At 65.9% G+C, this 26,337-nt stretch carries 25 protein-coding genes; 4 read left to right on the plus strand and 21 right to left on the minus strand.

The features are described from left to right. Positions 1 to 66 precede the first annotated feature (66 nt). On the plus strand, positions 67 to 2,961 hold the full coding sequence (gene gcvP, locus AC1RMD_RS23935; RefSeq protein WP_492930079.1) for an aminomethyl-transferring glycine dehydrogenase: 2,895 nt from the start codon (positions 67 to 69) through the stop codon (positions 2,959 to 2,961). Here gcvP and AC1RMD_RS23940 read toward each other — a convergent pair. The 5 genes from AC1RMD_RS23940 to AC1RMD_RS23960 all read right to left on the minus strand — a co-directional run bounded on the left by AC1RMD_RS23940 (position 2,952) and on the right by AC1RMD_RS23960 (position 6,442). Then, positions 2,952 to 3,350: a hypothetical protein gene (locus tag AC1RMD_RS23940; protein WP_492930081.1), complete on the minus strand. Its 399-nt coding sequence runs from the start codon at positions 3,348 to 3,350 to the stop codon at positions 2,952 to 2,954. The two genes, gcvP and AC1RMD_RS23940, sit on opposite strands and share 10 nt — an antisense overlap. Before the next feature lie 97 nt (positions 3,351 to 3,447). After that, the gene (locus AC1RMD_RS23945; protein ID WP_492930083.1) at positions 3,448 to 3,795 is read right to left on the minus strand and encodes a YhfG family protein; all 348 of its coding nucleotides are present in this window, start codon (positions 3,793 to 3,795) and stop codon (positions 3,448 to 3,450) included. Between the two features lie 215 nt (positions 3,796 to 4,010). Beyond that, a complete protein-coding gene (locus tag AC1RMD_RS23950; RefSeq protein WP_492930085.1) occupies positions 4,011 to 4,337 on the minus strand; it encodes a hypothetical protein in 327 nt (108 codons plus the stop codon). Between the two features lie 29 nt (positions 4,338 to 4,366). Further along, on the minus strand, positions 4,367 to 5,995 hold the full coding sequence (locus tag AC1RMD_RS23955; RefSeq protein ID WP_492930087.1) for a methyl-accepting chemotaxis protein: 1,629 nt from the start codon (positions 5,993 to 5,995) through the stop codon (positions 4,367 to 4,369). A 9-nt stretch (positions 5,996 to 6,004) separates the two neighbouring features. Further along, entirely contained in the window at positions 6,005 to 6,442 is a 438-nt protein-coding gene (locus AC1RMD_RS23960; protein ID WP_492930090.1) for a cache domain-containing protein, read from the minus strand. 88 nt (positions 6,443 to 6,530) lie between these two features. On the opposite strand from AC1RMD_RS23960, the gene AC1RMD_RS23965 reads away from it, so the two are divergent. Beyond that, a complete protein-coding gene (locus tag AC1RMD_RS23965; RefSeq protein WP_492930092.1) occupies positions 6,531 to 6,860 on the plus strand; it encodes a hypothetical protein in 330 nt (109 codons plus the stop codon). A gap of 67 nt (positions 6,861 to 6,927) precedes the next feature. Then, positions 6,928 to 7,338, plus strand: coding sequence for a cupin domain-containing protein (locus AC1RMD_RS23970; RefSeq protein WP_492930094.1), 411 nt, complete (start codon positions 6,928 to 6,930; stop codon positions 7,336 to 7,338). A 47-nt stretch (positions 7,339 to 7,385) separates the two neighbouring features. Here the strand turns inward: AC1RMD_RS23970 and AC1RMD_RS23975 are convergent, their stop codons facing one another. From AC1RMD_RS23975 to AC1RMD_RS24030, 12 genes are all read right to left on the minus strand, one after another. Beyond that, positions 7,386 to 8,819, minus strand: coding sequence for a hypothetical protein (locus tag AC1RMD_RS23975; protein WP_492930096.1), 1,434 nt, complete (start codon positions 8,817 to 8,819; stop codon positions 7,386 to 7,388). Continuing rightward, entirely contained in the window at positions 8,816 to 9,691 is an 876-nt protein-coding gene (locus AC1RMD_RS23980; protein ID WP_492930098.1) for an ABC transporter ATP-binding protein, read from the minus strand. Before AC1RMD_RS23980 ends, AC1RMD_RS23975 begins: the two co-directional genes overlap by 4 nt. Next, a complete protein-coding gene (locus tag AC1RMD_RS23985; protein WP_492930100.1) occupies positions 9,688 to 10,080 on the minus strand; it encodes a GntR family transcriptional regulator in 393 nt (130 codons plus the stop codon). Before AC1RMD_RS23985 ends, AC1RMD_RS23980 begins: the two co-directional genes overlap by 4 nt. Positions 10,081 to 10,195: 115 nt before the next feature. After that, complete coding sequence (locus AC1RMD_RS23990) at positions 10,196 to 11,863, minus strand: peptide chain release factor 3 (RefSeq protein WP_492930102.1); 1,668 nt, start codon at positions 11,861 to 11,863, stop codon at positions 10,196 to 10,198. 102 nt (positions 11,864 to 11,965) lie between these two features. Beyond that, positions 11,966 to 16,624 carry a pilus assembly protein gene (locus AC1RMD_RS23995; RefSeq protein ID WP_492930104.1) on the minus strand — a complete coding sequence of 1,553 codons (4,659 nt, stop codon included), beginning with the start codon at positions 16,622 to 16,624 and terminating at the stop codon, positions 11,966 to 11,968. A gap of 28 nt (positions 16,625 to 16,652) precedes the next feature. Next, on the minus strand, positions 16,653 to 17,231 hold the full coding sequence (locus AC1RMD_RS24000) for a pilus assembly PilX family protein (RefSeq protein WP_492930106.1): 579 nt from the start codon (positions 17,229 to 17,231) through the stop codon (positions 16,653 to 16,655). Next, a complete protein-coding gene (locus AC1RMD_RS24005; protein WP_492930108.1) occupies positions 17,231 to 18,418 on the minus strand; it encodes a PilW family protein in 1,188 nt (395 codons plus the stop codon). The genes AC1RMD_RS24000 and AC1RMD_RS24005 overlap by 1 nt, the downstream gene beginning before the upstream one ends. Position 18,419: 1 nt before the next feature. Beyond that, the gene (locus tag AC1RMD_RS24010; protein ID WP_492930110.1) at positions 18,420 to 18,866 is read right to left on the minus strand and encodes a type IV pilus modification PilV family protein; all 447 of its coding nucleotides are present in this window, start codon (positions 18,864 to 18,866) and stop codon (positions 18,420 to 18,422) included. Further along, positions 18,863 to 19,504 carry a pilus assembly FimT family protein gene (locus AC1RMD_RS24015; protein ID WP_492930112.1) on the minus strand — a complete coding sequence of 214 codons (642 nt, stop codon included), beginning with the start codon at positions 19,502 to 19,504 and terminating at the stop codon, positions 18,863 to 18,865. Before AC1RMD_RS24015 ends, AC1RMD_RS24010 begins: the two co-directional genes overlap by 4 nt. Continuing rightward, positions 19,492 to 19,917, minus strand: a complete 426-nt coding sequence (locus tag AC1RMD_RS24020; protein WP_492930114.1) for a type IV pilin protein — start codon at positions 19,915 to 19,917, stop codon at positions 19,492 to 19,494. Before AC1RMD_RS24020 ends, AC1RMD_RS24015 begins: the two co-directional genes overlap by 13 nt. A gap of 108 nt (positions 19,918 to 20,025) precedes the next feature. After that, positions 20,026 to 21,396, minus strand: a complete 1,371-nt coding sequence (locus AC1RMD_RS24025) for a sensor histidine kinase (protein ID WP_492930116.1) — start codon at positions 21,394 to 21,396, stop codon at positions 20,026 to 20,028. Then, on the minus strand, positions 21,389 to 22,069 hold the full coding sequence (locus tag AC1RMD_RS24030) for a response regulator transcription factor (protein WP_492930118.1): 681 nt from the start codon (positions 22,067 to 22,069) through the stop codon (positions 21,389 to 21,391). Before AC1RMD_RS24030 ends, AC1RMD_RS24025 begins: the two co-directional genes overlap by 8 nt. Positions 22,070 to 22,286: 217 nt before the next feature. Between AC1RMD_RS24030 and AC1RMD_RS24035 the strand changes: the two genes are divergently transcribed. Continuing rightward, on the plus strand, positions 22,287 to 23,093 hold the full coding sequence (locus AC1RMD_RS24035; protein ID WP_492930120.1) for a Crp/Fnr family transcriptional regulator: 807 nt from the start codon (positions 22,287 to 22,289) through the stop codon (positions 23,091 to 23,093). Here the strand turns inward: AC1RMD_RS24035 and AC1RMD_RS24040 are convergent. The 4 genes from AC1RMD_RS24040 to AC1RMD_RS24055 all read right to left on the minus strand — a co-directional run bounded on the left by AC1RMD_RS24040 (position 22,990) and on the right by AC1RMD_RS24055 (position 26,226). Then, positions 22,990 to 24,546 carry a CHASE3 domain-containing protein gene (locus AC1RMD_RS24040; RefSeq protein ID WP_492930122.1) on the minus strand — a complete coding sequence of 519 codons (1,557 nt, stop codon included), beginning with the start codon at positions 24,544 to 24,546 and terminating at the stop codon, positions 22,990 to 22,992. The genes AC1RMD_RS24035 and AC1RMD_RS24040 overlap by 104 nt on opposite strands. A 123-nt stretch (positions 24,547 to 24,669) precedes the next feature. Then, positions 24,670 to 25,302 (minus strand): response regulator, encoded by a 633-nt coding sequence (locus AC1RMD_RS24045; protein WP_492930124.1) that lies wholly within the window; start codon positions 25,300 to 25,302, stop codon positions 24,670 to 24,672. A 143-nt stretch (positions 25,303 to 25,445) separates the two neighbouring features. Next, positions 25,446 to 25,862 carry a MerR family transcriptional regulator gene (locus tag AC1RMD_RS24050; protein WP_492930126.1) on the minus strand — a complete coding sequence of 139 codons (417 nt, stop codon included), beginning with the start codon at positions 25,860 to 25,862 and terminating at the stop codon, positions 25,446 to 25,448. Between the two features lie 16 nt (positions 25,863 to 25,878). Then, positions 25,879 to 26,226 (minus strand): integration host factor subunit alpha, encoded by a 348-nt coding sequence (locus AC1RMD_RS24055; protein ID WP_008449399.1) that lies wholly within the window; start codon positions 26,224 to 26,226, stop codon positions 25,879 to 25,881. Between the last annotated feature and the right edge of the window lie 111 nt (positions 26,227 to 26,337).

The raw sequence follows: 26,337 nt of genomic DNA on the forward strand, positions 1-26,337 counted from the left end.
CCCGTCCTTCCCGCGCACGCGGGAAGGACGCATCGCACCATTCCTCATACTGCCCTCGCCCATATCATGACCCGCACCAGCCTGACCCAACTCGAAGCCCGCGACGCCTTCATCGCCCGCCATATCGGCCCTGACGCCGCAGAACAGGAAGCCATGCTGTCGGTACTCGGTTACGCCTCGCGCGCAGCCCTGATCGACGCCCTGGTCCCATCCAACATCCGCAACAAAGGCGCACTGCCGCTGGGCGCGTACTCGCAGCCGATGCCGGAACAGGAAGCGCTGTCCAAACTGAAAAAGATCGCCTCGAAGAACAAGGTGCTCAAGTCGTTGATCGGCCAGGGCTACTACAACACCGTCACGCCTGGCGTGGTGCTGCGTAACATCTTCGAAAACCCGGCCTGGTACACCGCCTACACCCCGTACCAGCCGGAGATTTCGCAAGGCCGCCTGGAAGCGATCCTGAACTTCCAGCAGACCATCACCGACCTGACCGGCATGGGCATCGCCAACGCCTCGATGCTGGACGAAGGCACGGCCGCCGCTGAAGCGATGACGCTGATCCAGCGCGTGGGCAAATCGAAATCGATGACCTTCTACGTGGCCGACGACGTGCTGCCGCAGACCCGCGAAGTGGTCGAAACCCGCGCCAAGCCGCTCGGCGTCGAGGTCAAGTCCTTCCACCCGGCCGAACTGTCGGCCGTGGGCGACTGCTTCGGCGTGCTGCTGCAATACCCGGGCGTGAACGGCGTGGTGCGCGATTACAAGGCCGGCGTTGAAGCCATCAAGGCCAAGGGCGCGATGGTGGTGGTCGCCGCCGACCTGCTGGCGCTGACCATGTTGACGCCTCCCGGCGAATGGGGCGCGGACGTGGTGGTCGGCAACAGCCAGCGCTTCGGCGTACCGCTGGGCTTCGGCGGCCCGCACGCAGGCTACCTGGCGACCCGCGACGAATTCAAGCGCAGCATGTCCGGCCGCCTGGTCGGCGTCACCATCGACGCCCAGGGCAACAAGGCATACCGCCTGGCGCTGCAAACCCGCGAGCAGCACATCCGCCGCGAAAAAGCCACGTCCAACATCTGCACCGCGCAGGTGCTGCTGGCGGTGATGGCGTCGATGTACGCCGTCTACCACGGCCCGAAAGGCCTGCTGCAGATCGCCCGGCGCGTGCACCGCTACACCGGCGTGCTGGCCGCCAACCTGAAGAGCCTGGGCTACACCGTCACCAACGAGACCTTCTTCGACACGCTGACCGTGGCCGTCAAGAACGCCGAACAGCTGCACGCATCGGCCCACTCGCACGGCGTCAACCTGCGCGTGATCGACGCCACCCACGTCGGCGTATCGCTGGACGAAACCACCAGCCGCGAAGACATCGCGCTGCTGTGGACCGTGTTCGCGCATCCGGTCGGCGGCCCGGCCCACGGCCCGGACTTCGATGGCGTGGAAGCCGCGGTTGCCGAGGCCTTCCCGGCGGCGCTGTCGCGCACCAGCGAATACCTGAGCCACCCGGTCTTCAACCGCTACCATTCCGAAACCGAAATGCTGCGCTACCTGCGCAGCCTGGCGGACAAGGACCTGGCGCTGGACCGCACCATGATCCCGCTGGGTTCGTGCACCATGAAGCTGAACGCGACGTCCGAAATGATCCCGGTCACCTGGCCCGAGTTCTCCAACATCCACCCGTTCGCGCCGGACGCGCAAACCGTCGGCTACCGCGAAATGATCTCGCAGCTGGAAGAGATGCTGTGCGCGCTGACCGGCTACGCCGCCGTCTCGCTGCAGCCCAACGCCGGTTCGCAGGGCGAGTACGCCGGTCTGCTGGTGATCCAGGCATACCACCAGTCGCGCGGCGAAGGCCATCGCAACATCTGCCTGATTCCATCGTCGGCGCACGGCACCAACCCGGCATCGGCCAACATGGTCGGCATGCAGGTGGTGGTGACCGCCTGCGACGCCAGCGGCAACGTCGACCTGGCCGACCTGAAGGCGAAAGCTGAACAGCACTCGAAGAACCTGGCCTGCGTGATGGTGACCTACCCATCGACCCACGGCGTGTTCGAAGAAGGCATCCAGGAACTGTGCGAAATCGTCCATGGCCACGGCGGCCAGGTCTACATCGACGGCGCCAACATGAACGCGCTGGTCGGCGTGGCGGCTCCGGGCTCGTTCGGCGGCGACGTCTCGCACCTGAACCTGCACAAGACCTTCTGCATTCCGCACGGTGGCGGCGGCCCGGGCGTCGGTCCTATCGGCGTCGGCGCGCACCTGGCGAAGTTCCTGCCTAACCAGCGTTCGAGCGGCTACATCCGCGACAACGCCGGCATCGGTTCGGTCAGCGCCGCGCCGTACGGTTCGGCCAGCATCCTGCCGATTTCGTGGATGTACATCGCGATGATGGGCGCGGAAGGCCTGACCGCCGCGACCGAAACCGCGATCCTGAACGCCAACTACATCGCGCGCCGTTTGTCGCCGCACTTCCCGGTGCTGTACTCGGGCCACGACGGCCTGGTGGCGCACGAGTGCATCATCGACCTGCGTCCGCTGCAGGACGCCACCGGCATCAGCAACGAAGACGTGGCCAAGCGCTTGATGGACTTCGGCTTCCACGCGCCGACCATGAGCTTCCCGGTACCGGGCACGCTGATGATCGAGCCGACCGAGAGCGAATCGAAGGTCGAGATGGACCGCTTCATCGATGCGATGATCGCCATCCGCGGCGAGATCGCCAAGGTTGAAAGCGGCGAGTTCGACAAGCTGGACAATCCGCTCAAGTTCGCGCCGCACACCGCCGAGGTACTGACCGCCGACCAGTGGGAGCGCAAGTACAGCCGCGAAGTGGCGGCCTATCCTGTGCCGTCGCTGCGCAAGCAGAAGTATTGGCCGCCGGTCGGTCGCGCCGACAACGTCTACGGCGACCGCAACCTGTTCTGCGGCTGCGCGCCGATGAGCGACTACGAGTAAGTGACGGGATGCGCGGTTCGCCGCGCAGTCTGGAGAACGCAGGCGGGCCAAGCGGCCCGGCCTGCGTTTTTTATGCCTGCGCCGCGCGTGCACACCAGCGGCAGCAGGCCCGCCGCGACCAGGGTCCAGCCCATGGTGCCGGCGACGGCGGCGGGCGTCAACCGGCCCTGCGCCAGCTGGACCAGCAAGGCGGCAAAGCCCCACAGCGCCACTGTGGTTTCGTGCCACACGAAGCGCAGCGTGCCGATGCTGAAGCTGGTACCGCCCAGCACCTGCGGCAGATTATCGCGCCGGAACAGACGGATCAGGATATAGCGCTCGCCCAGGATGGAGTGCGCCAGGCCGAGTGCGATGGCAAGCAATGCGGCCAGGTAAAGTATCGCGGCCATGAACTTCCTTGCCTTGTTGCCGTCACCTACTGCACAATTTCGGTAACTGCCATATCAAACAACTCTTGAAGCCGATCCAACCTACCCAAGTAGGCGTCTACATTCGCCGCAAGCCACGAGCATATTTCCTTCGTAGTGCTTCAAGCGTTACGGGCGTGCAGTCGGAGTCCACATTAAGACCCTCCAGACGAAGGCTTGCCAGATAATTTTCATCTCGCAGCTTAATGAAGACCTGCCGCTTCATTTCGTCGGTAAGTTTTGTGGTCACATCTACCTCCAGACGAAATGGAGCCGCTTTGTCGACTTCTTGCTGAAATGCCATGGCCTTTTCTGTGTGCCGATGAATGGCAGCAATGCTTGAGAACTCGCGCTGGGAGGCAGTTGTGCCATCTTCAACCGGCAAATTACCGCCCAACCTCCTCAACTGCCCCATTTTGGTGTTCATTGCTCCCCTCCCGCTTCAAGCCTCGGATAATTGTACGTCATTCGCATCGCCTTTTCGCATCCCAAGAACTGTTACGTCCTCAAGAAGTATCTGCAACAATCAGGCGCCCGCAGGTCGCGCACTACGCATAGCAACCGCCAAGAAACCTAAGCCCTCCACACGCCCATTCGACGGTGGCCTATTTATGCGCAATAAACGTTTGGGCTTCCGTCGCTTCATGGCTCACCAGCTTGCCGCCGAACCACATGTGGTAGCCGGTCGGCGTGAGCTCGTAGTGCATTTGCCAGCGCAACCCGCGCCTCCTCCCCACGTTCGTAGCAATCGTTTTGAGCATAGATTCCCTCGGCGGCCCCGCCAAACCATACGGCGACAGAAGCAAACAAGATCGCGAACGGCGCCAGCAAGGCGCCCCACTTCCGCCAGCTCCACAACACGAACGGCAGGATGGCCGCTGCCGGCAGTCCGGCGAGCAAGCCATCGATGGAAACCAATTCGGTATTGTGCTCGCCGAGCCAGTAGCTGACCAGCAGAGTGACTAACACGAGCAGCGCGACGAACAGCCAGCGGGACCTCAATTGCGCACCGACGCCAGTCGCAGGCGCACCACGCGGGGGGAGCCGTCGGGGAGCTTGGGTGGCGGCTCCATGCCTTCATCCAGTTTGAACATCGCCACCGCCTCCGATAGATTGACCGCCTGCCGCTGCAAGCTCGATGCCGCGCTGGCGGCTTGTTCCACCAGCGCCAGCTTCTGCTGCGTCACCTGGTCCATCTCGACGATGGCCTGGTGCATGCCCTGCAAGCCCTGCGCCTGCACCACGCTGGCGGCGCTGACCTGGTCGATGATATCACCCACCTGCTGCACCGACGCCACGATCTCCGCCATGCTGCTGCCGGCCTCCTCCACCGAGCGGCTGCCGCCTTCGATCTCCGCCACCGACTCGGCGATCAAGGCCTTGATTTCCTGCGCCGCCGTGGCCGAACGCTGCGCCAGCGTGCGCACCTCGCCCGCCACCAGCGCGAAACCCTCGCCATGCTGGCCCGCGCGCGCCGCCTCCACCGCCGCGTTCAAGGCCAGCAGATTGGTCTGGAAGGCGATGCCGTCGATCACGCCGACGATCTCCACCACCTTGCGCGAGCTGCCGCGTATCGCCGCCATCGTCACCACCAGCCGCTGCACCACGCTGCCGCCGCGCACCGCGAAGTTGGTGGCGCAGCGCGCCAGCTGGTTGGCCAGCTGCGCGTTGTTGGCGGTCTGGGTCACGGTGGCGCTCAGCTCCTGCATCGAGTTGCTGGCTTCCTCCAGCGTGCTGGCCTGCGCCTCGGTGCGCTGGGTCAGGTCGACATTGCCCTGCGCGATCTCGCGCGAGGCCGTGTCGATCGACTGCGCCGACGCCAGGATGGTCTTCAACGTGGTGTTCAGGTTGCGGATGCTGGTGTCCAGCGCGCGCGAGGTCTCGGCGATTTCGTCCTTGCCGTAGACCCGGTTCTTCACCGTCAGGTTGCCCTCGGCCAGGTCGATGGCGGCCGCGCCGATCTCGCTCACCTCCTTCAGCAAGGCCCGCCGCACCGCCATCGTCACCAGCAGCGACAGCGTGATCGACAGCATCACCACCGCCGGCATCACGGTCGACAAGGTCCTGAACTCGGCCTCGGCGTCGTTGTAGGCGCGCGCGCTGAGCGCCTGCTCCAGCCGCGACAACTCTTCCAGCCGCCGCGCCACCACGTCGAACGCGCGCTCGGCCTTGGACATGGCGTTGGTCGCCATCGATTGATCGGCCATGCTCAACTCGATGACGTCGCCGATCGCCTTCACGTACACCGTATGCGCCGCCTGCGATTGGGCGACGAAGCGGCGCTCGGCCGGATCGCCCTGGGTCGCCATCTCCAGCTGCGCGAACTGGCGGTCCAGCGTGGCGTGACGGGCGTGGATGTCGCGCACCAGCGCATCGATGCGCGGCGCCGAGAAGCTGGCGTTGATCCAGGTGAGCAGCTGGTAGATTTCGGTATGCGCGCGGTTGGCGCCCGCCACCAGGTCGGCCGCCGCCTTGAGCCGCACGGCGCGCTGCTGCACCATGTCGTCCAGCCGCTGGTTTTGCCGCACCAGGCCGACGAAGGCGCCGATCGACAGCGCGATCAGCAGGACCAGCACCACCCCAGGCGCCAGCAGCAGCTTGGGCCCTATCCGCAGTTTGCTCAGCATATCCACGGCTTAGTGCTTGTAGATGCCGGCTTCCAGCGATACGTCCCCGACCCGCAGCACGTAGGTGCTCTTGGCCTCCACCTTGCCTGTTTGCGGATTGCGGAACTTGTAGTCGACCCAGCCGGAACCCTTGCCCTTGGCCAGCGCCAGCATTTCCTGGCGAAACGGCTTGCCGTCGGCGTCCGGCACTTCCAGCAGGTTCTTGCCGATCAGCGCGGTGGTCGGATGGGCGACGGTGATGCCGTCCAGGTCGCGCATGGCCAGGTACAAGGCGCCCTGGTTGAATTCCGGGTCCTTGCGGTTGATGCGGGCGATCATCTCCGCCTTGCCGTGCGCGCGCACGAACTGCGCGCCCTTCTCGGCCAGCGCGATCGCATCTTTTTCATTGGGGGCGGCGTGCACGCACACAAAGCTCAACAACAGGGCGATACCGAATAAAGCGCGCATGATTCACTCCGGCAGGTAAGATGTTGTAATCTACGCCGCATGCGGCCGCGCAATCTTGCGCTTAGTCAAGGCCAACCACAGGAAGTTCATGAAAGCATCGATCAAGGCCGCGCTGATCTCGGCGTTGCTGTTTCCCGGACTGGGCCACCTGGTCCTGCGTCGCGGCGCCCGCGGCCTGCTGTTCATCTTGCCGGCGCTGCTGGCGGCCGGCTACCTGCTGCGCACCACGCTGGCCTTGGCCGACACCATCGTCAGCGATATCAACAGCGGCAAGCTGCCGCTCGATCCGTTGCTGATCATCGAGCGCGTGCACAGTGCCGGCATCGACAACCCGGCCACCAACATTGCGGCGCTGGTCTGCATCGTCTGCTGGGTCGGCTCGGTGGCCGACGCGCTGTGGCTGGGACGCCACCGCTAGCGCCGCGCAAGGGCGTACAATCGGCCGGCGCCCTCCCGGCGCAGCCACTTGCCTGAAAGGATGCGCCATGCCACCTGTCTCGTTCGCCCGCCACACCCTGCCCGCCATCGCCGCCCTGCTGCTTGCCGTCAGCGCCGGCACGGCCCGAGCCCAAGCCAGCGGCATCCACCGCACCGTGGTCAAGAAGGCCGACGTTTCGGTGCCGGGCCGCGAGGCGGTCGTCGCCAGGGTAGAACTGGACGCCGGCGCCACCGCCGGCCGCCACTCGCATCCCGGCGACGAGATCAGCTACGTGCTGGAAGGCGAAGGCGAATTGCGCATCGACGGCGAAGATCCGCGCCGGGTCAAGGCCGGCGAAGCCTTCGTGATCCCGGCCGGCACCATCCACGACGCCATCAACGTCGGCAACGGCCCGCTCAAGCTGGTCGGCGTGTACGTGGTCGACAAAGGCAAACCGCTGGCCACGCCGGCCAAATAATGTCATCACGGTGGGCCGGGTGTTCCAGTCCCTCCAACTCGCCGGCTTCAGGCCAGCAGCCGGCCGGCGGGCAGCACCGCCGGCAGCGCCATCAGGCGTAGCCAGCGCCGGCGCAGCACCAGCAACGTCACCAACATGACGGCGCCGCCGATCCAGAACAGCGGCAACTCCGGCGCTTGGTTCTCCGCCGCCAGCGCGGTCAGATAGGCCACCATCGATACAAACGTCCAGACCACCGTCGTCGTCTGGCTGTGCGATGGCGGGATGAGCGCGTAGTCACGCAGCAGGACGCAAGAAAACGGCAGCAGCAGCGCGGCCAGTAGAAAGGTGGAGCCGTAGATCCTGGGCGCGCCGATCAACAGCATATCGACCAGGAAGGCGACGGCGGAAGCCAGCAGCCACACGCGCAGGAAACGCGCCAGCAAGGCGGCGCCCAGCATGCGGTTGACCTGTGCCGCGACGGGCGCGCGCGGGGTCAGGAAGAACAGCGCCTGCTCCGCGCCGTGACGGCTTGCGCTCTTGAGCAGATCGGCCGCGTACAACACCACCGCCACCAGCAGGCAAATCTGCATGACGAAGGTGCGCATCATCTGCCGCACCGCCGGCGTATCGCCGCCGGTGTACAGCACCACGGCTGCGGCCGCCGCCGTCACCAGCAGCAGATAGGCGAGGTAGCCGCCCTCATACGCGGTCGGGCCCAGGGTGTGCATCAGCATGCGCGCCGGCGTGGCGCCGCGCTGGCTGTCGCGGCGCAGCGTGGCGCTGTAGCCCAAGCGCAGCAGCATGCTGAAACGGTTGCGGGCACCGCCATCCTCGGTTTTCAGCAGCCCGCCCTCTATGCGCCGCATCAGCGCCGCGTGGCGTGCATGCCAGGCCCAGTGCCGGTCGCCGCCGCGCGGGAATACCAGCTGTATGCCGGCGGCACCCAGTGCGGCCACGGCGATCAGGCCCATGCCCGCCAGCGCCGGTTCGCCTATCCCGGCCAGGCTTTGCCACAGCTCGGCCAACCAGGCGCTCAGCGACAGCGAGCCCAGGATGATCAGCGTGGGCAGGAACGCCAGCACCGTGTAGCGTTGCGCGTACAACAGATAACAGAAAAATGCCCCGGCGCCGGCCAGCGCATAGCCGAAATGCCCGAACACCGCCGCCGCCATAGCCGCCACCGCCAGCGCGCACGCCGCGAACAGCGCCACCGTCAGCACGATCAGGCGCCGCCGCAGCTGCGGCACCAGGCAGGCGTATGCCGGGTGATTTTGCTGCACGGCGCTTTTCAGGTAGGCGCCACACCACATCACGATCAGCATCGTCAGCATGCCGAGCGGCGCCTGCCACGTCAGCTCCATGTGCGCGTGCAGACTGTTGACCACCAGTTCGATCACCAACGCTCCCCCCAGCATCAGCGCGCTGATGCGCATCATCATGCGGTTCGAGCAGCGGTCGCGCACCACCTGCGCCAGCAGCTGCGTATAGGCGCCGTTCATTTGGTCACCTCGACGAACAGGTCTTCCAGGCTCAGGGTTTCCACCCGCAGGTCCGGGCCGGCCCGCAGCTCGGCGGCCTCCTGCCCGCTCAGGCGCGCCAGGATGCTGATGCCGCCGCTGCGGTCCTGCTGGCGGCGGATCTCGTCGCGGAAGTGCAGGCGCGCCAGCGCCGCCGCCGTGCCGGTGATGCGGTGCGCGCTTTCGAGCAGCTCGTCCAGCGGCGCCTGCAGCGTGATCTTGCCGCCCTGGAGGAAGGCCACGTCCAGCGCCACCCGCTCCAGGTCCGACAGGATGTGGGTGGAGAAGATCACCGTCGTGTCGCGTTCGATCACGCCGTCCACCAGCTCGTGCAGGAAATCGCGGCGGCCGACCGGATCGAGGCTGGCCACCGGTTCGTCCAGCACCAGCAGCTTGGGATCATGCGCCAATGCGCGGATCAGGGACAGGCGCTGCTTCTCGCCGCCCGACAAACGGCCGATCTGTTGATGGCGCGCCGCGCCGCCGAAACCCCAGCGCTCCAGCAGGCCGGCCACCTTGTCGGCGTTCCAGTGCGGGTACAGCGCCTTGAAGTAGTCCAGCATCTGCACCGGCGTCAGCCACTCGAACAGCTCCGACTTTTGCGGCACGTAGCCGATCCAGGCGCGCGCCTGGTCGCCCAGCTGCGCGGCGCTCTGGCCGAACAGCGTGCTGGCGCCGGCGTCGGCTTCGCGCAGGCCGAGCAGGCATTCGAGCAAGGTCGATTTGCCGGCGCCGTTGCGGCCCAGCAGGCCGATCACCTTGCCGGGCGCGATGTCCCAGCTCACGCCCTGCAACACCTGCTGGCTGCCGAACGCTTTGTGCAGGTTGGCGACATTGACGATCGATGGTTTCATAGTGATTCCTTCAGGATTTTATTGAACAGTGCAAGCACGGTGTCGGGATCGAGTTCCAGCTGGCGCGCCTCCTCGGCGGCCCGTTCCAGCGTGGGCCGCAACAGGGCCTCGCGTTCACGGGCGCTGTGCGCCCTGCGCTCGGCCACCAGCATGCCGATGCCGCGGCTGCGCGACAGCAGGCCCTCGGTCTCCATCATGTTGTAGGCCTTGGACACGGTCATCGGATTGACGGCCAGCGCCAGCGCCACCTCGCGCACCGACGGCAGCACGTCGCCCGGCGCCAGCACGCGGGCGGCCAGCAGGCGGCGGGTCTGCTCGATCAGCTGGCGATAGATCGGCTCGGACGAACCGGTCGCAATCGAGTACAGGGAGGCGGAGTGGGAGGTCATCGTTTTGTATCGGTGTATTAGTTGACTAATACATTATGCCGAAAAACGCCCTCTGTCAAACAAAATCGGAGGAAAAAAACGCCGGTGCAGGACGCACCGGCGCTGTGCGGCGCGCTTACACCAGCTTGGCCGAGTGCTCGCGGGTGGCGTGGAACTGCAGCTTGGGCCAGCGTTCCTGCGTCAGGCGCAGGTTGACGCCGGAGGTGGCCAGGTAGGCCAGGTTACCGGCGGCGTCGTAGGCGACGTTGTGGCCCAGGGCGTCCTCGAAGTCCGACAGCGCTTTCTTGTCGTCGCTGGAAACCCAGCGCGCGCTGCTGATGCTGGTGCCTTCGAACACGGCGTCGACGCCGTACTCGTTCAGCAAGCGGCTGGCGACCACTTCGAACTGCAGCACGCCGACCGCGCCCAGCACCAGCTCGCCACCCTGCACCGGCTTGAAGACCTGCACCGCGCCCTCTTCGCCCAGCTGCTGCAAGCCTTTGTGCAGCTGCTTGATCTTCAGCGGGTTACGGATGCGCACCGAGCGGAAGAAGTCCGGCGCGAAGTACGGAATGCCGGTAAAGGTCAGCAGCTCGCCTTCGGAGAACGAGTCGCCGATCTGCATATTGCCGTGGTTGGGCAGGCCGATGATGTCGCCGGCGTACGCCTCCTCCACCTGCTCGCGCGAGGACGCCATGAACGTCACCACCGACGACACCTTGATCTCGCGCCCCAGGCGCAGATGCTTGACCTTCATGCCGCGCTCGAAACGGCCGGAACACACGCGCAGGAAGGCGATGCGGTCGCGGTGGGCCGGATCCATATTGGCCTGGATCTTGAACACGAAACCGGTGAACGGCTCTTCCTTAGGATCGACCGAACGCACGGTGGCGTCGCGCTCGCGCGGGGCCGGGGCCCAGTCGACCAGCGCCGACAGGATCTCGCGCACGCCGAAGTTGTTGATCGCGGAACCGAAGAACACCGGCGTCTGCACGCCGGCCAGGAACTGCTCCAGGTCGAACGGATGCGAGGCGCCGTGCACCAGCTCCACTTCCATCTTCAGCTGGTCCATCTCGAGCGGGAACATCTCCACCAGGCGCGGATTGTCGATGCCCTTGATGATCTCGAAGGCGCCGTCGGCTTTTTCCTCGCCGGCCTTGAACAGCATGATGGTGTCGTTCAGCAGGTGGTAGACGCCGCGGAAGTTCTTGCCCATGCCGATAGGCCAGGTCACCGGCGCACACTGGATCTTCAGCACCGATTCGAGCTCGTCGAGCAGTTCCAGCGGATCGCGGGTTTCGCGGTCCATCTTGTTCATGAAGGTGACGATCGGCGTGTTGCGCATGCGGCAGACGTCGAGCAGCTTGATGGTCTGCGCTTCCACGCCCTTGGCGGCGTCGATCACCATCAACGCCGAGTCGACCGCCGTCAGCACGCGGTAGGTGTCTTCCGAGAAGTCCTGGTGGCCGGGGGTGTCGAGCAGGTTGACCACGTGGTCGCGGAACTCGAACTGCATCACCGACGAAGCGACCGAAATGCCGCGCTGCTTCTCGATTTCCATCCAGTCGGAGGTGGCGTGGCGGCCGCTCTTGCGCGCCTTGACCGTGCCGGCCATCTGGATCGCGCCCGAGAACAGCAGCAGTTTTTCCGTCAGCGTGGTCTTACCGGCATCCGGGTGGGAAATGATGCCGAAGGTGCGGCGGCGCTGGACTTCACGTGCGATCAGGGCCGGGGTCCTGGCGTTGGCCGTGGAGCCGGCGTCGTCGTTATTCTCGGGTGTTACGTTTTCGATATCGTTGACCATTTGTTCGCGATCTGAGGCGGGGCTGCAAAACCCTCGATTTTACCGATAGTTGGCCCCGCCGTGTGAACTGTTTGCCCGGCCCGGCCCGGGCCGGCCCCGCTTTTACTCCCCTTTCACCCGGCGCCAGCCCGTGCGGTGGGCGTCGGCCGAGATCTGCTCGGACAGCGGCGAGGTCTTGTTGGTGCCGTCGGCCAGGGTGGTGATCATCTTCAGCTGGCCGTTCGGCAGGCGGATGATGATGAAACCGACCGCCGCCGACGTGTTCGACAAGGTCGCGCCGACCGGATGGCCGCCGATCGCCTGGCCGTTGCAGACGTTGACCTGGTACAGGTTGCTGGAGCCGCCGACCGAGCAGGCCGACGACGAGGACGGCATATTGGTCACCACATTGGCCACCCCGCTGACGATCTGCGGATCGAGGTTCATGCGCTCGCCGGCGTTGACCGACCAGTCGAAATACCAGCCGTCCCTGGACGTCAGGTCGACCGGGTTGCTGGTGACCTGGTAGCTGTTGATGTTGCTGCTCGAGCCGAGCAGGCTCAGGGTCTGCTTCACCATGCTCGAGCCGCGGATGTCGGCGATCGGCGTGGCGCTGTCCTTCAGCAGGTACAGGCTCTGCACCGAGGTGTCGGAGGTGTCGGGCACGTCCAGCAGGCGGCCGGTACCGAACAGCACCACCCGCTTGCCGCTGGTGGTGGTGGTGGTCACGCCGGCGACGGTCGAGGTCACCTGCACCGCGCACATGGTCACGTCCGGACGGGTGGTGATCGGCTTGTTGACGCCGGCGTTGCCCAGCATGCTGACCGTGATCGCGCCCGAGGCGGCGCTCAGGTCGAAGCGCCACATCTGGCCCTGGTTGTCGCCGCCGTAGACGTACTGGACGCGCGGGTCGGCGCCGGGATCGTCGCTGATGGCGGAAATCTTGGCCAGGCCGGACGGCGTGGTGGTGTCGCCCGAGTTGTTGCTGATCTTGTCGAGCAGCTCGCCGGTGTAGGCGTCCAGCACGTACAGGAAGCCCTTGCCGGTGCCGGTGCCGACGCCGTCGGTGCCGGGCACGTTGTTGTAGCCGGAGGTCAGGAACACCACCCAGCGGCCGTTGGCCAGCGTGCCGAACTGCGGATTGCCGAAGGTCAGGCCGAGGTCGCCGTCGCTGAGCGGGCAGACGGCGGCGTCGGCGCAGAATTCCCACAGCTGCTTGGGATTGCCGGTGTCGGTGATGTCGAGCGCGTAGTAGCCGCGGCCGCCGCCGTTGAGGCCGGCCACCAGCACGGTGCGCCAGCCCCCCGCGGCCTTGACGTCGGCCACTTCCGGCGAGCCGTCGGTGGTGAACTGGTGGTTGGTGCCGTAGGTGGTGCCGGCCAGCGCGTACAGCTTCTTCATCGTGATGCGCGGCACATAGGCCCACAGCTCGGTGCCGGTGGCGGAGTCGAAGGCGTGCAGCATGCCGTCGTTGGCGGCGGTGAACACGGTGCCGCTGCGGTACTTGGCGCTGCCCGGATTGCCGTAGGTGTCCTTGAAGGTGACGTAGTCCGGATCCGGGTAGTCGTTGCGCGGGTCGCGCACGAAGGCCGGCTTGGACGAGGCGATGTCGCCCAGCACGATGGGGATGGGGCCGGCGGCGCCGGCCGGGGTGTTGAGGGTCAGCGTGTAGGCGCGGAACAGGCTGTCGTCGGCATGCTGCTGCTGGCCGCGCAGGTAGTTGACCAGGTTGTTGCCGTCGTTGACGATGGCCTTGTCGGCGGCCGACAGCAGCACGCATTGCGACAGCGAGCCGCACTTGTTGGCGAACCAGCCGGCGGCCGGCCCCTTCATGCTGGCGAACAGGAAGGGATCCGGCGTGCTGGCGACGGCGCCGCTGGTGTTGTACATGTAGATGGTGCGGGTGTCGCTGCTGTTGCCGACCTTCTTGCCCAGCGTGTCGCTGGTGGTCCAGGTGCTGGTGTTGCCGACGCTGCCGTCGGTGCTGTCGATCTTCTTGTCCGACAGCTCGCCGTACCACTTCACGGTGGTGAAGGTGTCGGAGAAGATATCGTTGTCGGTCAGCGTGATGTTCGGCGTCGACGTGGCGGCCGCGGCGGCCGCGCCCACGTGCACCTGCATGTTCGACAGCGCTTCGCTCAGGCCGCCCACCACGTCTTTCGGATCCTGGGCGCTGAAGTATTTGCCGTGGCCGTTGATGGCGGCGTGCCACAGGTCGTCGACCCGCTCCTGCACCGTGCTGGCCGTGCTGGTGACGTTCGGGTCGGGCCAGACATAGGCGCCGCCGCCGTTCCACGGACAGCCGCTGGTGGCCGCCGTGATCAGGTTGTAGAAGTCGCCGCTGGTCTTGGGCGCGGTGTCGTAGTTGGCCTCGTAGGTCATCACGCCATCCACCCCCAGGCCAAGCGTGTAGGTGTTCATGTGCAGGTGGGTGTTCTCGCCGCCGGCCGCCGGCACCGAGCCGGGCTTGCTCATGTCCGGCTCCAGCGACGGCCGCAGCGACACCGTGCCGGTGCTGGAGCCGCCGTTGTACCAGTGCAGCGCCACGTCCGAAATCGACGGCTGCGACTGCACGCGCCCGTCGACGCAGCCGCGCGCCTGGGTGCAGAAGCGCGCGGCGCTCTCGACGTTGTCGTTGTTGACCACGTTGGCCGTGGAGCTGCCGTTCCAGTAGCCGTCGGTGGTCAGTATCATGAAGTTCTGCTGGCACGGGTACTGCACCACTTCCTGGCCGGCCGCGTAGTCGTACGGCGTCAGGTTGCCGAACATGCGGCCGACGTTGTCCATCGCGGTGCGGATCGGCGTCGAGCCCGAGGTGGTGGTGTTGTACAACGTGGTGTACCAGCTGGCGCGCGCGCTGCCGGTGAAGTCGGCCGGCTTCAGGTCGATGCCGGCGCCGGCGCCGGCGTTCGACAGCTTGACGTAGCCGACCTTGTAGTTGGCGGTGATCGCCGCGAAGGCGATGCCGACCGAGGTCTTCATCATTTGCAGGCGGCTCTTGTAGTACACATACCAGTTGGCGAAGTTGTTCATCTCTTCGGCATAGGTGCAGCTGGCGCCGGCGCAGTCGGTGCGGTCGACGCCCTTCGGATAGGTCTGGCCGCTGACGATGTTGACCCGCACGAAGGGGTTGGGCGCGCCGGAGCCGGCCGTGAGCGCCGTGGTGCTGACCGGGATGGCGTCGTTGACGGCGGCCACGTAGCCGGTGGAGCCGGTCTTGGTCCAGTTCACCGTATTCTGGTTGTCCATGGTGAAGGCGCTGACGGTGGCGCTGTTGTTGGTCGAGGCCCAGTTCAGCAGGCAGACGCTGGTGGCGGTGTAGCCGGACGGGCAATTGCTGCTGTTGCCCAGGTAGGCCTTGATGGTGCCGGTGGTGCCGATCTTGCCGACCAGCGCGGCGGCGATCTGGGTCGGCGTCTGGCTCTTGCCCAGGCTCAGGTAGGACGGGCTGGAGCCGGAGCTGCCGCCGACCAGCGTGCTGCCGGCATAGCTGAGGTTTTTCAGGATGGCGGTCTGCGACGACGAGGTGGCCGTGCCGGTGAAGCTGATCACCGCCCGTGACGGCGCATAGGCCGTCACCACGGTGCTGGGCGCGGTCACCGCGATGCCCCAGCCGGCGCGCGAATTGTCGGCGACGGTGACGCAGTTGGCGACGGCGACGCTGCCGCTGCAGCTGACCGGCAGCAGCGCCACCAGGTTGTCGGAACTGAGCGTGATGCCGAACACGCTGCAGGCGGGCACCGTGGGCTGGCCGGTCGGGGTCTTGACGCAGGCGTAGTACAGGCTGGTGGAGGCGGCGCCCTTGCCGACCGAGGTGGCGATGATGTTGGCGGCCAGCGCGCTGGCCAGCGTCTGCTGCTTGATCAGGCTGTTGGTGCCGGTGGCGGCGGTGACGGTGGCGTTGGTGACGGTGGTCGTGCCGTTGACCACCACGCTGCTGATGCCGAGCGAACCAGCCGTGGCCGAGGCGCCGATGGCGATGGTGCCGTAGGACGCGGTGGCGCCGGCCGGCTTGGAATAGCCGGGGTAGATGTAACTGCCCACGCGCTTGCCCTGGCACTGGGTCAGCAGCTTGTCGCTGCACCAGCGCACCTTGGCCGCCACCGGATAGCCGGACGGCGCGGTGGCGCCGACCGCGGTCGAGACGCAGGTCTTCATGCTCTCGTCGGTGCAGAACTGGCCGACGCCGATGGTGTAGTAGTAGGGGCCGGTGGTGATCGCGGTGGCGGTCTGGTAGGTGGCGTCCGGGTAGGTGTAGCTGGCGGTGTTGAACTGGCAGCTGCTGCCCGAGCACCACTTCAGGTCCGGGAAGCCGCTCACCAGATCGATGTTGGAGGTCACCGTGCCGCCGGCCAGGTTGGTCTTGTGGGCGCCGAAGCCGTCGCCGCTGACCGAGGTCCAGTTGCTGGTGTTGGCGGCGTTCTGCTCCGGATAGTAGCTGCCGTCGGACTTGATCGGCACCAGGTAGCGGATCTGCGGATTGTAGTACTGCTTGTTGAAATCGGGACTCATGAACGGCGGATGGCCGACCGCGCAGGCGGTGATGCCGGCCTGCAAAGTGGCGCCGCTGCGGCACAGGTTGTCGTTGACGTAGTCCGGCGTGTAGGTCTGGTCCATCGAGCCGGAGTTGTCGAACAGCAGCATCAGATTGGGCTTGACGGTGCCGGTGCCGGTGATGTTGAGCAGCGGCACCTGGGCGATCTGGGTGGTCCCGGCCAAGGCCGGCGACGCCGCGGCAAGGCCAAGGGCCAGGCCGGCCAGCGTGGAAGTAAGCTTGTTCATGACGGTTCCATTCAAAAAGACGATGGCCTCACGGCCCTTTCATGACGACCGCTTGCGTGACCACATTGCCGCCGCGGGCGCCGACGATGCGCGCCGTCACCACGTAATGCAGCTGCGGCTGGTCCAGGTAGTTCGGGCTGTCGGCGCGGCCGCTCTTGCCGTAGGGGACTTTCGAATTGGAATTCGGCCGCGCCGAGGTCAGCAGGCAGCGGTTGCCGGGCGCGTTGAAGGCGCCGGCAAAGTCGCACAGCCGGTGGATCACATACTCGACCTGGTTGCCGGAGGCGTCGGCCGCCAGCGTGACCGAGCCGGCCCAGAAGGCCGGCGTGCTGGCGGTCCAGGTCGGCGTCAGGGTGGCGACATAACCGTTGGCCGGCTGGTCGACCTCCAGCAGCGAGGCGTTGGTCATCGAGCGCAGGTAGGCGAACGCCGTGTGGACGCCGAGATCGGCCGCCTTGCTGAGCGAAGCGTCGTAGGCCAGGTTGGAGGTGGTCAGCGTGGTCGAGGTGCTGGACTTGAGCAGGTAGATGCTGCTGACCAGCATCACCGTCAGCATGATCAGCATGATCGGCAGCGCGATGCCGCTTTGTCGGGTGGGCAAGCGCATCACGGCCTCCATTGGGCATTGCGAATCGGCACGATGGTCTCGAACACGCGGTAGCGATAGCACTGCCACGGCACGCTGTCGCCGGCCACCGTCACGTTGACCTGCACCGGCACCGCCGCCACGCCGGCCGGGGCCACGCCGGCGAACACGGTGGGCAGCGCGACGGTGGCGCTGCACTGGCCGGTCAAGTCCGGTTTTTCGGTGTTCTTGCTGCGCGCCACCACGGCCAGCCGCACCGCCGCCACCCGCTGGAAATCGCCGGGGCTGCCGACCACGCCGTCGCTGTCGGCGTCGATCATGGTGCCGCTCCACATGGTGACCTGCATGCCGTCGGCGCCGGGGTTGGGGTCGTAGGGATTGGGGCCGGGCAGGCGCGCGTCAAAGCCGTACTGGGCCTTGATGCTGACCACGTTGTCGGTCACCGAGACGCCGGCCAGCTCGGCGCCGGCCAGCTCGGCGGCGCGCAGCAGCAGCACGCCGTTGGCCACGCTCCAGGTGTGGAAGTGCAGCAGCGTGGGCGAGCCGAGGTTGTAGATGTAGGCCAGGTTCTGCTGGTAGGGCGTGGCCAGGCCGGCGAGCGGATTGAAGCGGTAGGCGCCGCCGCTGGCGACCAGGATGGTGCTGTTGGGCGCGGCGCCGAAGCCGGACAGCTGGAACAAGGTGCACTGGCCGCTGCCCGGCGTCAGCGGCGCGATCACCAGCACGTCGCCGTTGCTGAAGGCGTAGGGGTTGCGGCTGTCGACCGTGATGGTGTTGCCGACCGTGTAGTTGGCGAACAGCTTGACCGAACCGGCGCCCGCCTGCGAGGTGCCGCTGTTGAAGGAAATCACGTCCGGGTTGGCGCCGTTGGACTGGATCACCACCGCCGCCAGCGGCGTGAAGTTGGCGCCGCCGCGCTGCGCGGTCGGCAACACGTAGCCGTTGGCGTCGCTGAACACGGTGTCGCAGCCGGCCACCATCGGATCGTTCAGGCCCCAGCCCGCTTCGGTGGCGTCGCCGCTCAGCGAGAACAGCGCCAGCATGCCGTTCTGCATGCTGTCCGAACCGCCGACGGCGGCATCCTTGTTCTTTTCGCCGCTGATGATCAGGCGCGTGGCGAACAGCAGCGCCAGCAGGCCGATCACCACGCTGACCATCAGTTCCACCAGCGAGAAGCCGGCGGCGCGGCGTGAGGTTGGGGTCTTCATATCAGAGCGCAATGTAGGAGGTGACCAGATGCTGGTTGAGGGCGTCGCCGGACTTGCGCTTCCACTTGATCGAAATATCCACCTGGATGCGCAACTGCTGCGGCGTCACCACCACCCCGACCAGGGCGCCGGGGATCGCCGCCATGGTCTCGTCCACCCAGGGCTGGGTGGCGGCGGTGGCCGCCCCGCCCTCGATGGCGCCGTAGTTCAGCAGGTTGTTGCTGTCGGCGTTCATCGTGCCCAGCAGCTTTTCCCCGGCCAGCGCGGCCTCGGCCCGCAGGCTGGCGTCCGACAGCGCCGAATAGGCGCGCGCCTGCAAGCCGATGGTGCCGAGCAGGCCGATGCCGAGGATGACGATGGCCAGCATCGCCTCCAGCAGCGCGATGCCGCCCTGGCGGCGCGCCGGCCGGCGGCGGCCGGCGCGGGTGGTGTGGATGGCGGTTTTCATGGAGGACAAGCCCTGGTGTCGGTGACGGGAAGGCGCGGATCGCACTTGCTGGCCATGCCGGCCAGCGTGATCACCAGCGCCACCACCGGCACCTCGCCGGCGTACTTGGCGGCCGGGTCGAGGCGCAGGCTGTTCAGGCGCGGGCCGAAGCGGGTATCGACCCAGCCGAGCGGCGTGTAGTAGACCTGCGAGCTGCCTTCCGGCAGGGTGGTCGGCAACAGCACTTCCGAGTTGGGCAGCGCATCGGCCGCGCGGTACACCGACTTGTAGCCGGCCGCGCCTTCGGGGTCGTTGGCGGCCGGCGCGACGACGGTCGACCAGCCGGCTTCGGCCGCGCCGCACTGGGTGGCCGGCGAGACGAAGCAGAGGTCGACCTGCCAGTCCATCTGCCCGCTGTTGACGTTGGGCGTCAGCGAAATCCGGCTGAAGCTGTTGTGCAGCACGGCCTGGCGGCGCGCCAGGCTGAAGCCGTCGGCATAGAATTCGCTGGCGCTGCGGACCCGGTTGCTGAGCAGCCAGTTGCTGGCGTTCGGTATGCCGATGGCCAGCATGAAGGCGAAGATGCTCAGCGTCAGCAGCAGCTCCAGCAGCGTGAGGCCACGCTGGCGGCGCCCGGCCGGCGGCGTTAGTTGGAACATGACCCACCCTTGTGGTCCACCCAGCACGAGGCGCTGACGCCCCAGCCGGCCGGCGAGCCGGTGGTGGCGTGGGTGCCGCTCTGGTCGATGGTGTAGACGAAGCCGTTCATCTTGCCGACGCCGGTCGCCGTCAGCGTGTAGCTGGAGGCGCTGGCCGCGCTCAACGCGTAGTTGAAGTAGCCGGTGTCGCCCGGGAAGGTGCTGGCGCCGTTGAAGCCGACGTAGGTGCGGTTGTTCGACCAGAACTGCTCGGCCGCCGGCTGGGCGCCGCCGAGCGCGGTGAACGCTTCGCTGAGGCGGGCGCGCAGCACGTAATCGCTGTAGGCCGGGATCGCCACCGCCATCAAGATGCCGACGATGGCCACGGCGATCATGATTTCGATCAAGGTAAAGCCTTTTTGGACACGCGTCATGGCCCGCTCCCGCTTGGTTTTCTGATGACTGGAGTGTAGCGGGCCAAGCTTGCATTTCCCTGAGGAAATGCTGACGAATTCCTGACAGCGGCAAAAAAGCCAAAAAAACTAGCGAAAGTGCACGGAAAACAGCGCGCCGCGGCCGCCGGCGGCCGCGGCGACGGTGAGGCTGGCGCCGTGGACGGTGGCGATGTCGCGCACGATGGCCAGCCCCAGGCCGCTGCCGGTGGTCCGGTCGTCCAGCCGCACGTAGCGGCTGAACACCTGCTCGCGCTGGTGCGGCGGGATGCCGGGGCCGTTGTCCTCGACGGTCAGCCAGCCGCCCTCGCCGTCCGGCCGGCAGGCCACCGTCACCGTGCCGCGCGGCGGCGTGTAGCGGATGGCATTGTCGATCAGGTTGTCGATCAGGTCGCGCAGCAGGAAGCGGTCGCCGACGATGGTGACCGGCCGCAGGTCGAAGCCGAGGTCGATCGCCTTGAGCGTGGCCTGGTCGACGAAGGACTGGATCGCCACTTCCACCAGCGCGTCCAGCGCCACCGGTTCCAAGCGGGTCTTTTCAAAATGTCCCGGCTCGGCGCGGGCCAGCGCCAGCAACTGGTTGGTCTTGCGTATCATGCGCTCGGTGGCCGACCGCATCAGCTTGAGCGATTGCGCGGTTTCCGGCTCGGTGTGGCGCGCGCCCAGCCATTCGAGCTGGGTCTTCAGGCCGGCCAGCGGGGTGCGCAGCTGGTGCGCGACATTGGCCAGGAACTCTTGCCGCGCGCGGGCGCCCTGGCTGACCTTGTCCAGCAGGCCGTTGAAGGCGGACACCACCGGTTCCAGCTCGTAGGGGACTTGCGCCGCCGCGATCGGCTCGAGGTCGTCGCCGTCGCGCGCGTTGAGGTCGGCGCGCAGGCGGTTCAGCGGCAGCAGGCCGTTGCCGACCGAGAACCAGATCAGGCCGACGCAGCTCAGCGCGAACAGCGATTCCAGCAGCACCAGCGCGCGCACCACGGCCTGGCGGATCTGGCCGCGCTTGCGCAGCGTCTTGGCGACGCCGATGGTGGCCGGCACCGGCGCGCCCGCGGCGGACGGCAAGCTCAGGCGCAGCGCCACGCCGCGCACGGCTTCGTCGCGCACGGCGCTGTCGAAGGCCACGCCGGACTTGCCTGCGCCATCGGCTGCCGCGCGCGGCAGCGGCGGGAAATCGGCGTCGCCGGCGATGGTGCGGCCGGCCTGGTCGCGTACGACAAAGTAGACGGCGTCGGTGTCGTCGCTGCGCAGCACCTGCTCGGCCTGGCGCGGCAGGTCGATGCGCAGCTGGCCGCCGTCGGCGCCCAGGCGCGCGCCCAGCGCGGCGGCGGCGCCGGACAGACCCTGGTCGAACGCCAGCTGGGCCGGCAGCCAGGCCAGCATATAGGTCAGCGCGCCGCCGGCCAGGTTGATCAGCAGGATCGGGACTATCAGCCACTTCAACAGGCGCAGCCGGATGCTATTCATGCGGGGCCGGGGTCTGCTCCAGCATGTAGCCGAAGCCGCGGATGGTGCGGATCGACACGCCGGCGTCGGCGATCTTCAGCCGCAGGCGCGAGATGTAGACTTCCACCGCGTTCAGGGTCAGGTCGTCGCCCCACGGCAGGATGGCGTCGATGATCTGCTGCTTGGACACCACGCGCGCGCCGTGCTGCAACAGGTACTCCAGCACCGCCCATTCGCGCACCGACAACTCGATGGTCTTGGCGCGCACGCGGGCGCGCTTGGCCGACATGTCCAGCACCAGGTCGCCCAGCGCCAGCACGGTGGGCTTGGGCGTGTTGCGGCGCGCCAGCGCGCGCAGCCGCGCCACCAGCTCGGCGGTGGCGAACGGCTTGACCAGGTAATCGTCGGCGCCCAGCTCCAGGCCGCGCACCCGGTCCTCGATGGCGTCGCGCGCCGTCAACAGCAGCACCGGCACCTGGCTGCCGCGCGCGCGCAGGCGCCGCACCACCTCGAAACCGTCGATGCCGGGCAGGCCGATATCGAGCACCACCACCTCGGTGTGCTCGGCGCGCTGCAGCAGCGCGTCGGCCTGGGTGCCGTTGCCGACCACCTCGACCGCCATGCCGTGGCCGCTCAAGACCCGGCTCAGGCCATCGGCCAGGACGGCGTCGTCTTCCACCACAAGTACATGCATGTTCTGTGCGCCGTTCAAAGTCGATTTGTGCATTATGCACGCGCCCTCCACAGAAAAATAGAGCTCGTGTAGGACTAGGCCTACAAAGTGCCATGTTGCAAGCCTACATTTGTGCGTCCCCTCCTCTTATGTTCGCAATCTAACAAAGTCCCTAAAGTGATGGCAACACTGAAGCAAGTCTTCAGTGCCCTTGTATAGCCAGATTGTGAGGAACAAAATGAACAACACCCAACTTAACGCAACCGACAAAACCACAGCGCCACGCATGGCGGTGAAGTCGAAACAATTCAAGGTTGCGTCACGGCCTGTTGTCAGCTACAGCGGCACCCTGCAGAACGAATTGCTGGCCGCCCTCCCACGCGACGTGCTGGAATCGCTGTTTGAACACCTGGAACTGGTGACCCTGCCCTTCGGCAAAGAATTGTTTGAATTCGGCGGCGCGATGGAATACGTGCACTTCCCGACCACCGCCATCGTCTCGCTGCTGTATGTGATGGAGGACGGCGCCACCACCGAGATCGCCGTGGTGGGCCACGAAGGCGTGGTCGGCGTGTCGCTGTTCGAAGGCGAGCGCGCCATGTGCAGCGCCGTGGTGCAGGCGGCCGGCTACGGCTACCGCATGAAAGCCCAGCACCTGCGCGACGCCTTCAACCAGGGCGGCGCCCTGCCCGCGCTGCTGATGCGCTACAACACCGCGCTGTTCGCGCAGATGGCGCAGAACGCCGTCGGCGGCCGCCACAGCTCGATCGAACAAAAGCTGTGCCGCTGGCTGCTGGACCGCCTGGACCGTTCGCCATCGAACGAGCTGAAGGTCACGCAGGAAATGATTTCCATCATGCTGGGCGTGCGCCGCGAAAGCATCACCGCCGCCGCCGGCAAATTGCAGGACGACGGCTTGATCACCTACCGCCGCGGCAACATCACCGTGCTTGATCGCTCAGGCTTGGAGGCGTATGCGGGTGAGTGCTATAAGGTGGCGAAGACGGAATACGAGCGTCTGCTGGTGGATGTAGCACGCTGCTAAGCACTTCGCTGATGGCCGGCGGCAGCGCCCCCTGGCCGTCATCGGCGCGGCGCTCTTCGTTCGCTGCGCGATTGCGCAACGGAATGGATACCTCGATACAAGTGCCCGCGTCGTTCCGGCCGCGGCGTATCGTCAGCGTGCCGCCCAACAGCAAGGCGCGTTCGCGCATCCCCAGCAAACCATGCGACATCGGCTTGACGATGGTATTGGACGCAATGCCGATGCCGTCATCGATGATGCGCAGCGTCAAGCCACCCGGGCTCAGGCTCATGGTGACGGTGACGCGGCTGGCTTTGGCGTACTTGCGGATATTGGTCAGCGATTCCTGCACGATGCGGAACAAGGCGATCGACAGGTCGCCCGACTGGCTGGCCGCGCCTTCGATATCGGCGTCGACGTCGCAATCGCAACGCACTTTGGCCAGGCGGCTGAACTCGTTGCAATAGCTTTCGATGGCGGCGCACAGGCCCAGGTTGTCGAGCAGGCTGGGACGCAGATTCTCGACGATGCGGCGCTTCATTTCCACCGTTTCCACCAGCGTGGCGCGGGCCCGCTTGAGTTGCGCCGCCAGCTCGGGATCGGTCTTGTGCAATTGCTGGGTGACGGCGGCGATGTCCATGCTGATCGAGGTCAGGTTGGCGCCCAGCTCGTCGTGCAGTTCGCGCGACAGGCGCACCTTCTCTTCCTCGCTGATGCTGATCAGGTGGCGCGACAGCACCGATAACTGCTCGGTACGCTGCTCGACCTGCGATTCCAGGTTTTCATTGGCGCTTTGCAGCGCGTGCTCGACCTGGGCGCGGTTGGCGAAACTGCGCCGCACCAACTGGTAGAACATGATCAGCACCATGATGGCCAGCGCATTGATGCCCATGCCCAGCAGCACCGCCTTCTGGTATTCCTGGTAGAACATGGCGCTGCGCGAGACCAGGGTTTCGTTCTGCTCCTGCTCCATGATGACCACCTGCAGGCGGATCTCGTCCATGCTGGCGCGGCCGTCGCTGAGCTTGGCGATCTTGACGATTTCCTCCAGCCCGCCCTCGCGGTAGACGTCGATGGCCTGGCTCATGATGGAAAGGCGGCGGCGCACCAGCGTGTGCAGCTGCGCCAGGTTCTTCAGCTGCGACGGGTTATCGGCCAGCAGCTTGTCCAGCTCTTTGAACTCGATCTCGGTTTCGGCCAGCGCGGTCTTGGTGGGCCCGAGGTAGGCATCGCGGCCGGACAGGAAATAGCCGCGCATGCTGCTTTCGGCATCGAGCACCAGCACGTTCAGGTATTGCAGGCGGTCCGCCACGCGCGCGGTCTGGCCCAACTGGACCTGGGCGCCGCGCAGGGCTTGCAAATTGTGGAACAGGCTGAATCCGTTGACGATCAGCAGCAACGCACAGGTCACGCACAAGACGGTCTTGTACAGCGGCAGGCGGTGGTGCGGCGCTGTTGCGACAGTGAAATACATCCTGACGAGTTTCCTTCACAAGGTTTAATCCGGGGCGGACATACGCCACACTAGCCGAATTATAGACCGATGGGGAAAGGGATGCTTTGGGAGCGCGCCGCAATGGTGCGCGCCCCGGCGGGGTCAATCCAACAAATTGTTCTTCATGGCGTAGTAGGTCAGGTCGGAATTCGACTGCATGCCCATTTTTTCCATGATGCGGGTGCGGTAGGTGCTGACGGTCTTGATGCTCAGCGACAGCGCCACGCCGATGTCCGACACGGTGGCGCCGCGCGCCAGCCGCAGGAACACCTGGAACTCGCGGTCCGACAGCTCGGTGTGCAGCGCCGTGTTCGGATCGCGGTCGAAGCTTTGCGCCAGCAGTTCGCCGACGGTCGAGCTGACATAGCGGCGCCCCTGGAAGACGGTGCGCACGGCGGTGATCAGCTCGTCGGCCTCGCACTCCTTGTTCAGGTAGCCGTTGGCGCCCATTTTGAACAGGTTCAGCGCGTACTGCTGCGCCGGATAGCCGGACAGGATCAACACCGGCAGATCCGGCTGGCCCTGGCGGATGGTGCGCAAGGTATCGATGCCGCTCTGGTCGGGCATGGCGATGTCCAGCAGCAGCACGTCGCAAACCTCGCGCCGCGCGATTTCCAACGCTTCACGCCCGGTACCCGCTTCGGCCACCACGTCGAAATCTTCCGACGAGGAAAAAATCTGTTTGAAACCTGCTCTAACTATCTGATGGTCGTCACAAATGGCAACGCGTATCATTGTTTCCCCTCGTATTGTCCGGCTGTCGCGCCATAGGCCCCACCGGACTTCACGCCACCGTCTATCAGCGTAGCTGATATGAATAATGTTGAAATTATAGCAGCAATCATGCCGCTAGCCGCGCCGCACGGCAGCAGTAACAGCTAGGATTGCTTGAGCAATGTCAATATTGCCAGCAATTCGCCGCGTATCATTTTCCGGTCCAGCGGAGCAGGAACGTCCGCCGCCGGCGCGCCGTTGACAGCCAAAACGCCATCATACTCCGCCGCCGCCGCATCATACGCACGACTGTCGAGCTTATTGCGGGCGCCGCTGATGGTGAACCCCTGCTCGTACAGCAGTTCGCGGATACGGCGTATCAACAGCACCTCGTGGTGCTGGTAGTAGCGGCGGTTGCCGCGCCGCTTGACCGGCTTGAGCTGCGTGAATTCCTGCTCCCAGTAGCGCAGCACGTGCGGCTTGACGCCGCACAGCTCGCTCACTTCACCGATCGTGAAATAGCGCTTGGCCGGGATGGGCGGCAGCACAACCAGTTCGGATTTGGCGAGGCGGTCATTCATCACGGCTCAGTCCCACTCAGGCGGCGCGCGCCATCGGATTCGTCTCTTCGACCATGCCCTTGAGTTTTTGGCTGGCATGGAAAGTCACCACGCGGCGCGCCGTGATCGGGATTTCTTCACCGGTCTTCGGGTTGCGGCCTGGACGCTGCGGCTTGTCGCGCAGCTGGAAATTGCCGAAACCGGACAACTTGACGGCCTCGCCACGCTCGAGGGCGTTGCGGATCTCGTCAAAGAAGGTTTCCACCATATCCTTGGCCTCGCGCTTGTTCAGGCCGACCTGTTCGAACAACAGCTCGGCCAGCTCCGCCTTGGTCAGCGTAGGCAAATCTTTTTCTGCATCCTGGCGTACCTTGGCCACCTGCATGGCCCGATGCAAATCGGCAGCCAATGCGGATTGGAGTACGGCGGAATCTACGTCGTTATTATTAATTTTCCTGCCCTGCCTTATCTAAGAACGAATGAGTCCGGCAAAGGC

This window comes from Duganella sp. GW822-FHT06D06 (assembly GCF_058799615.1).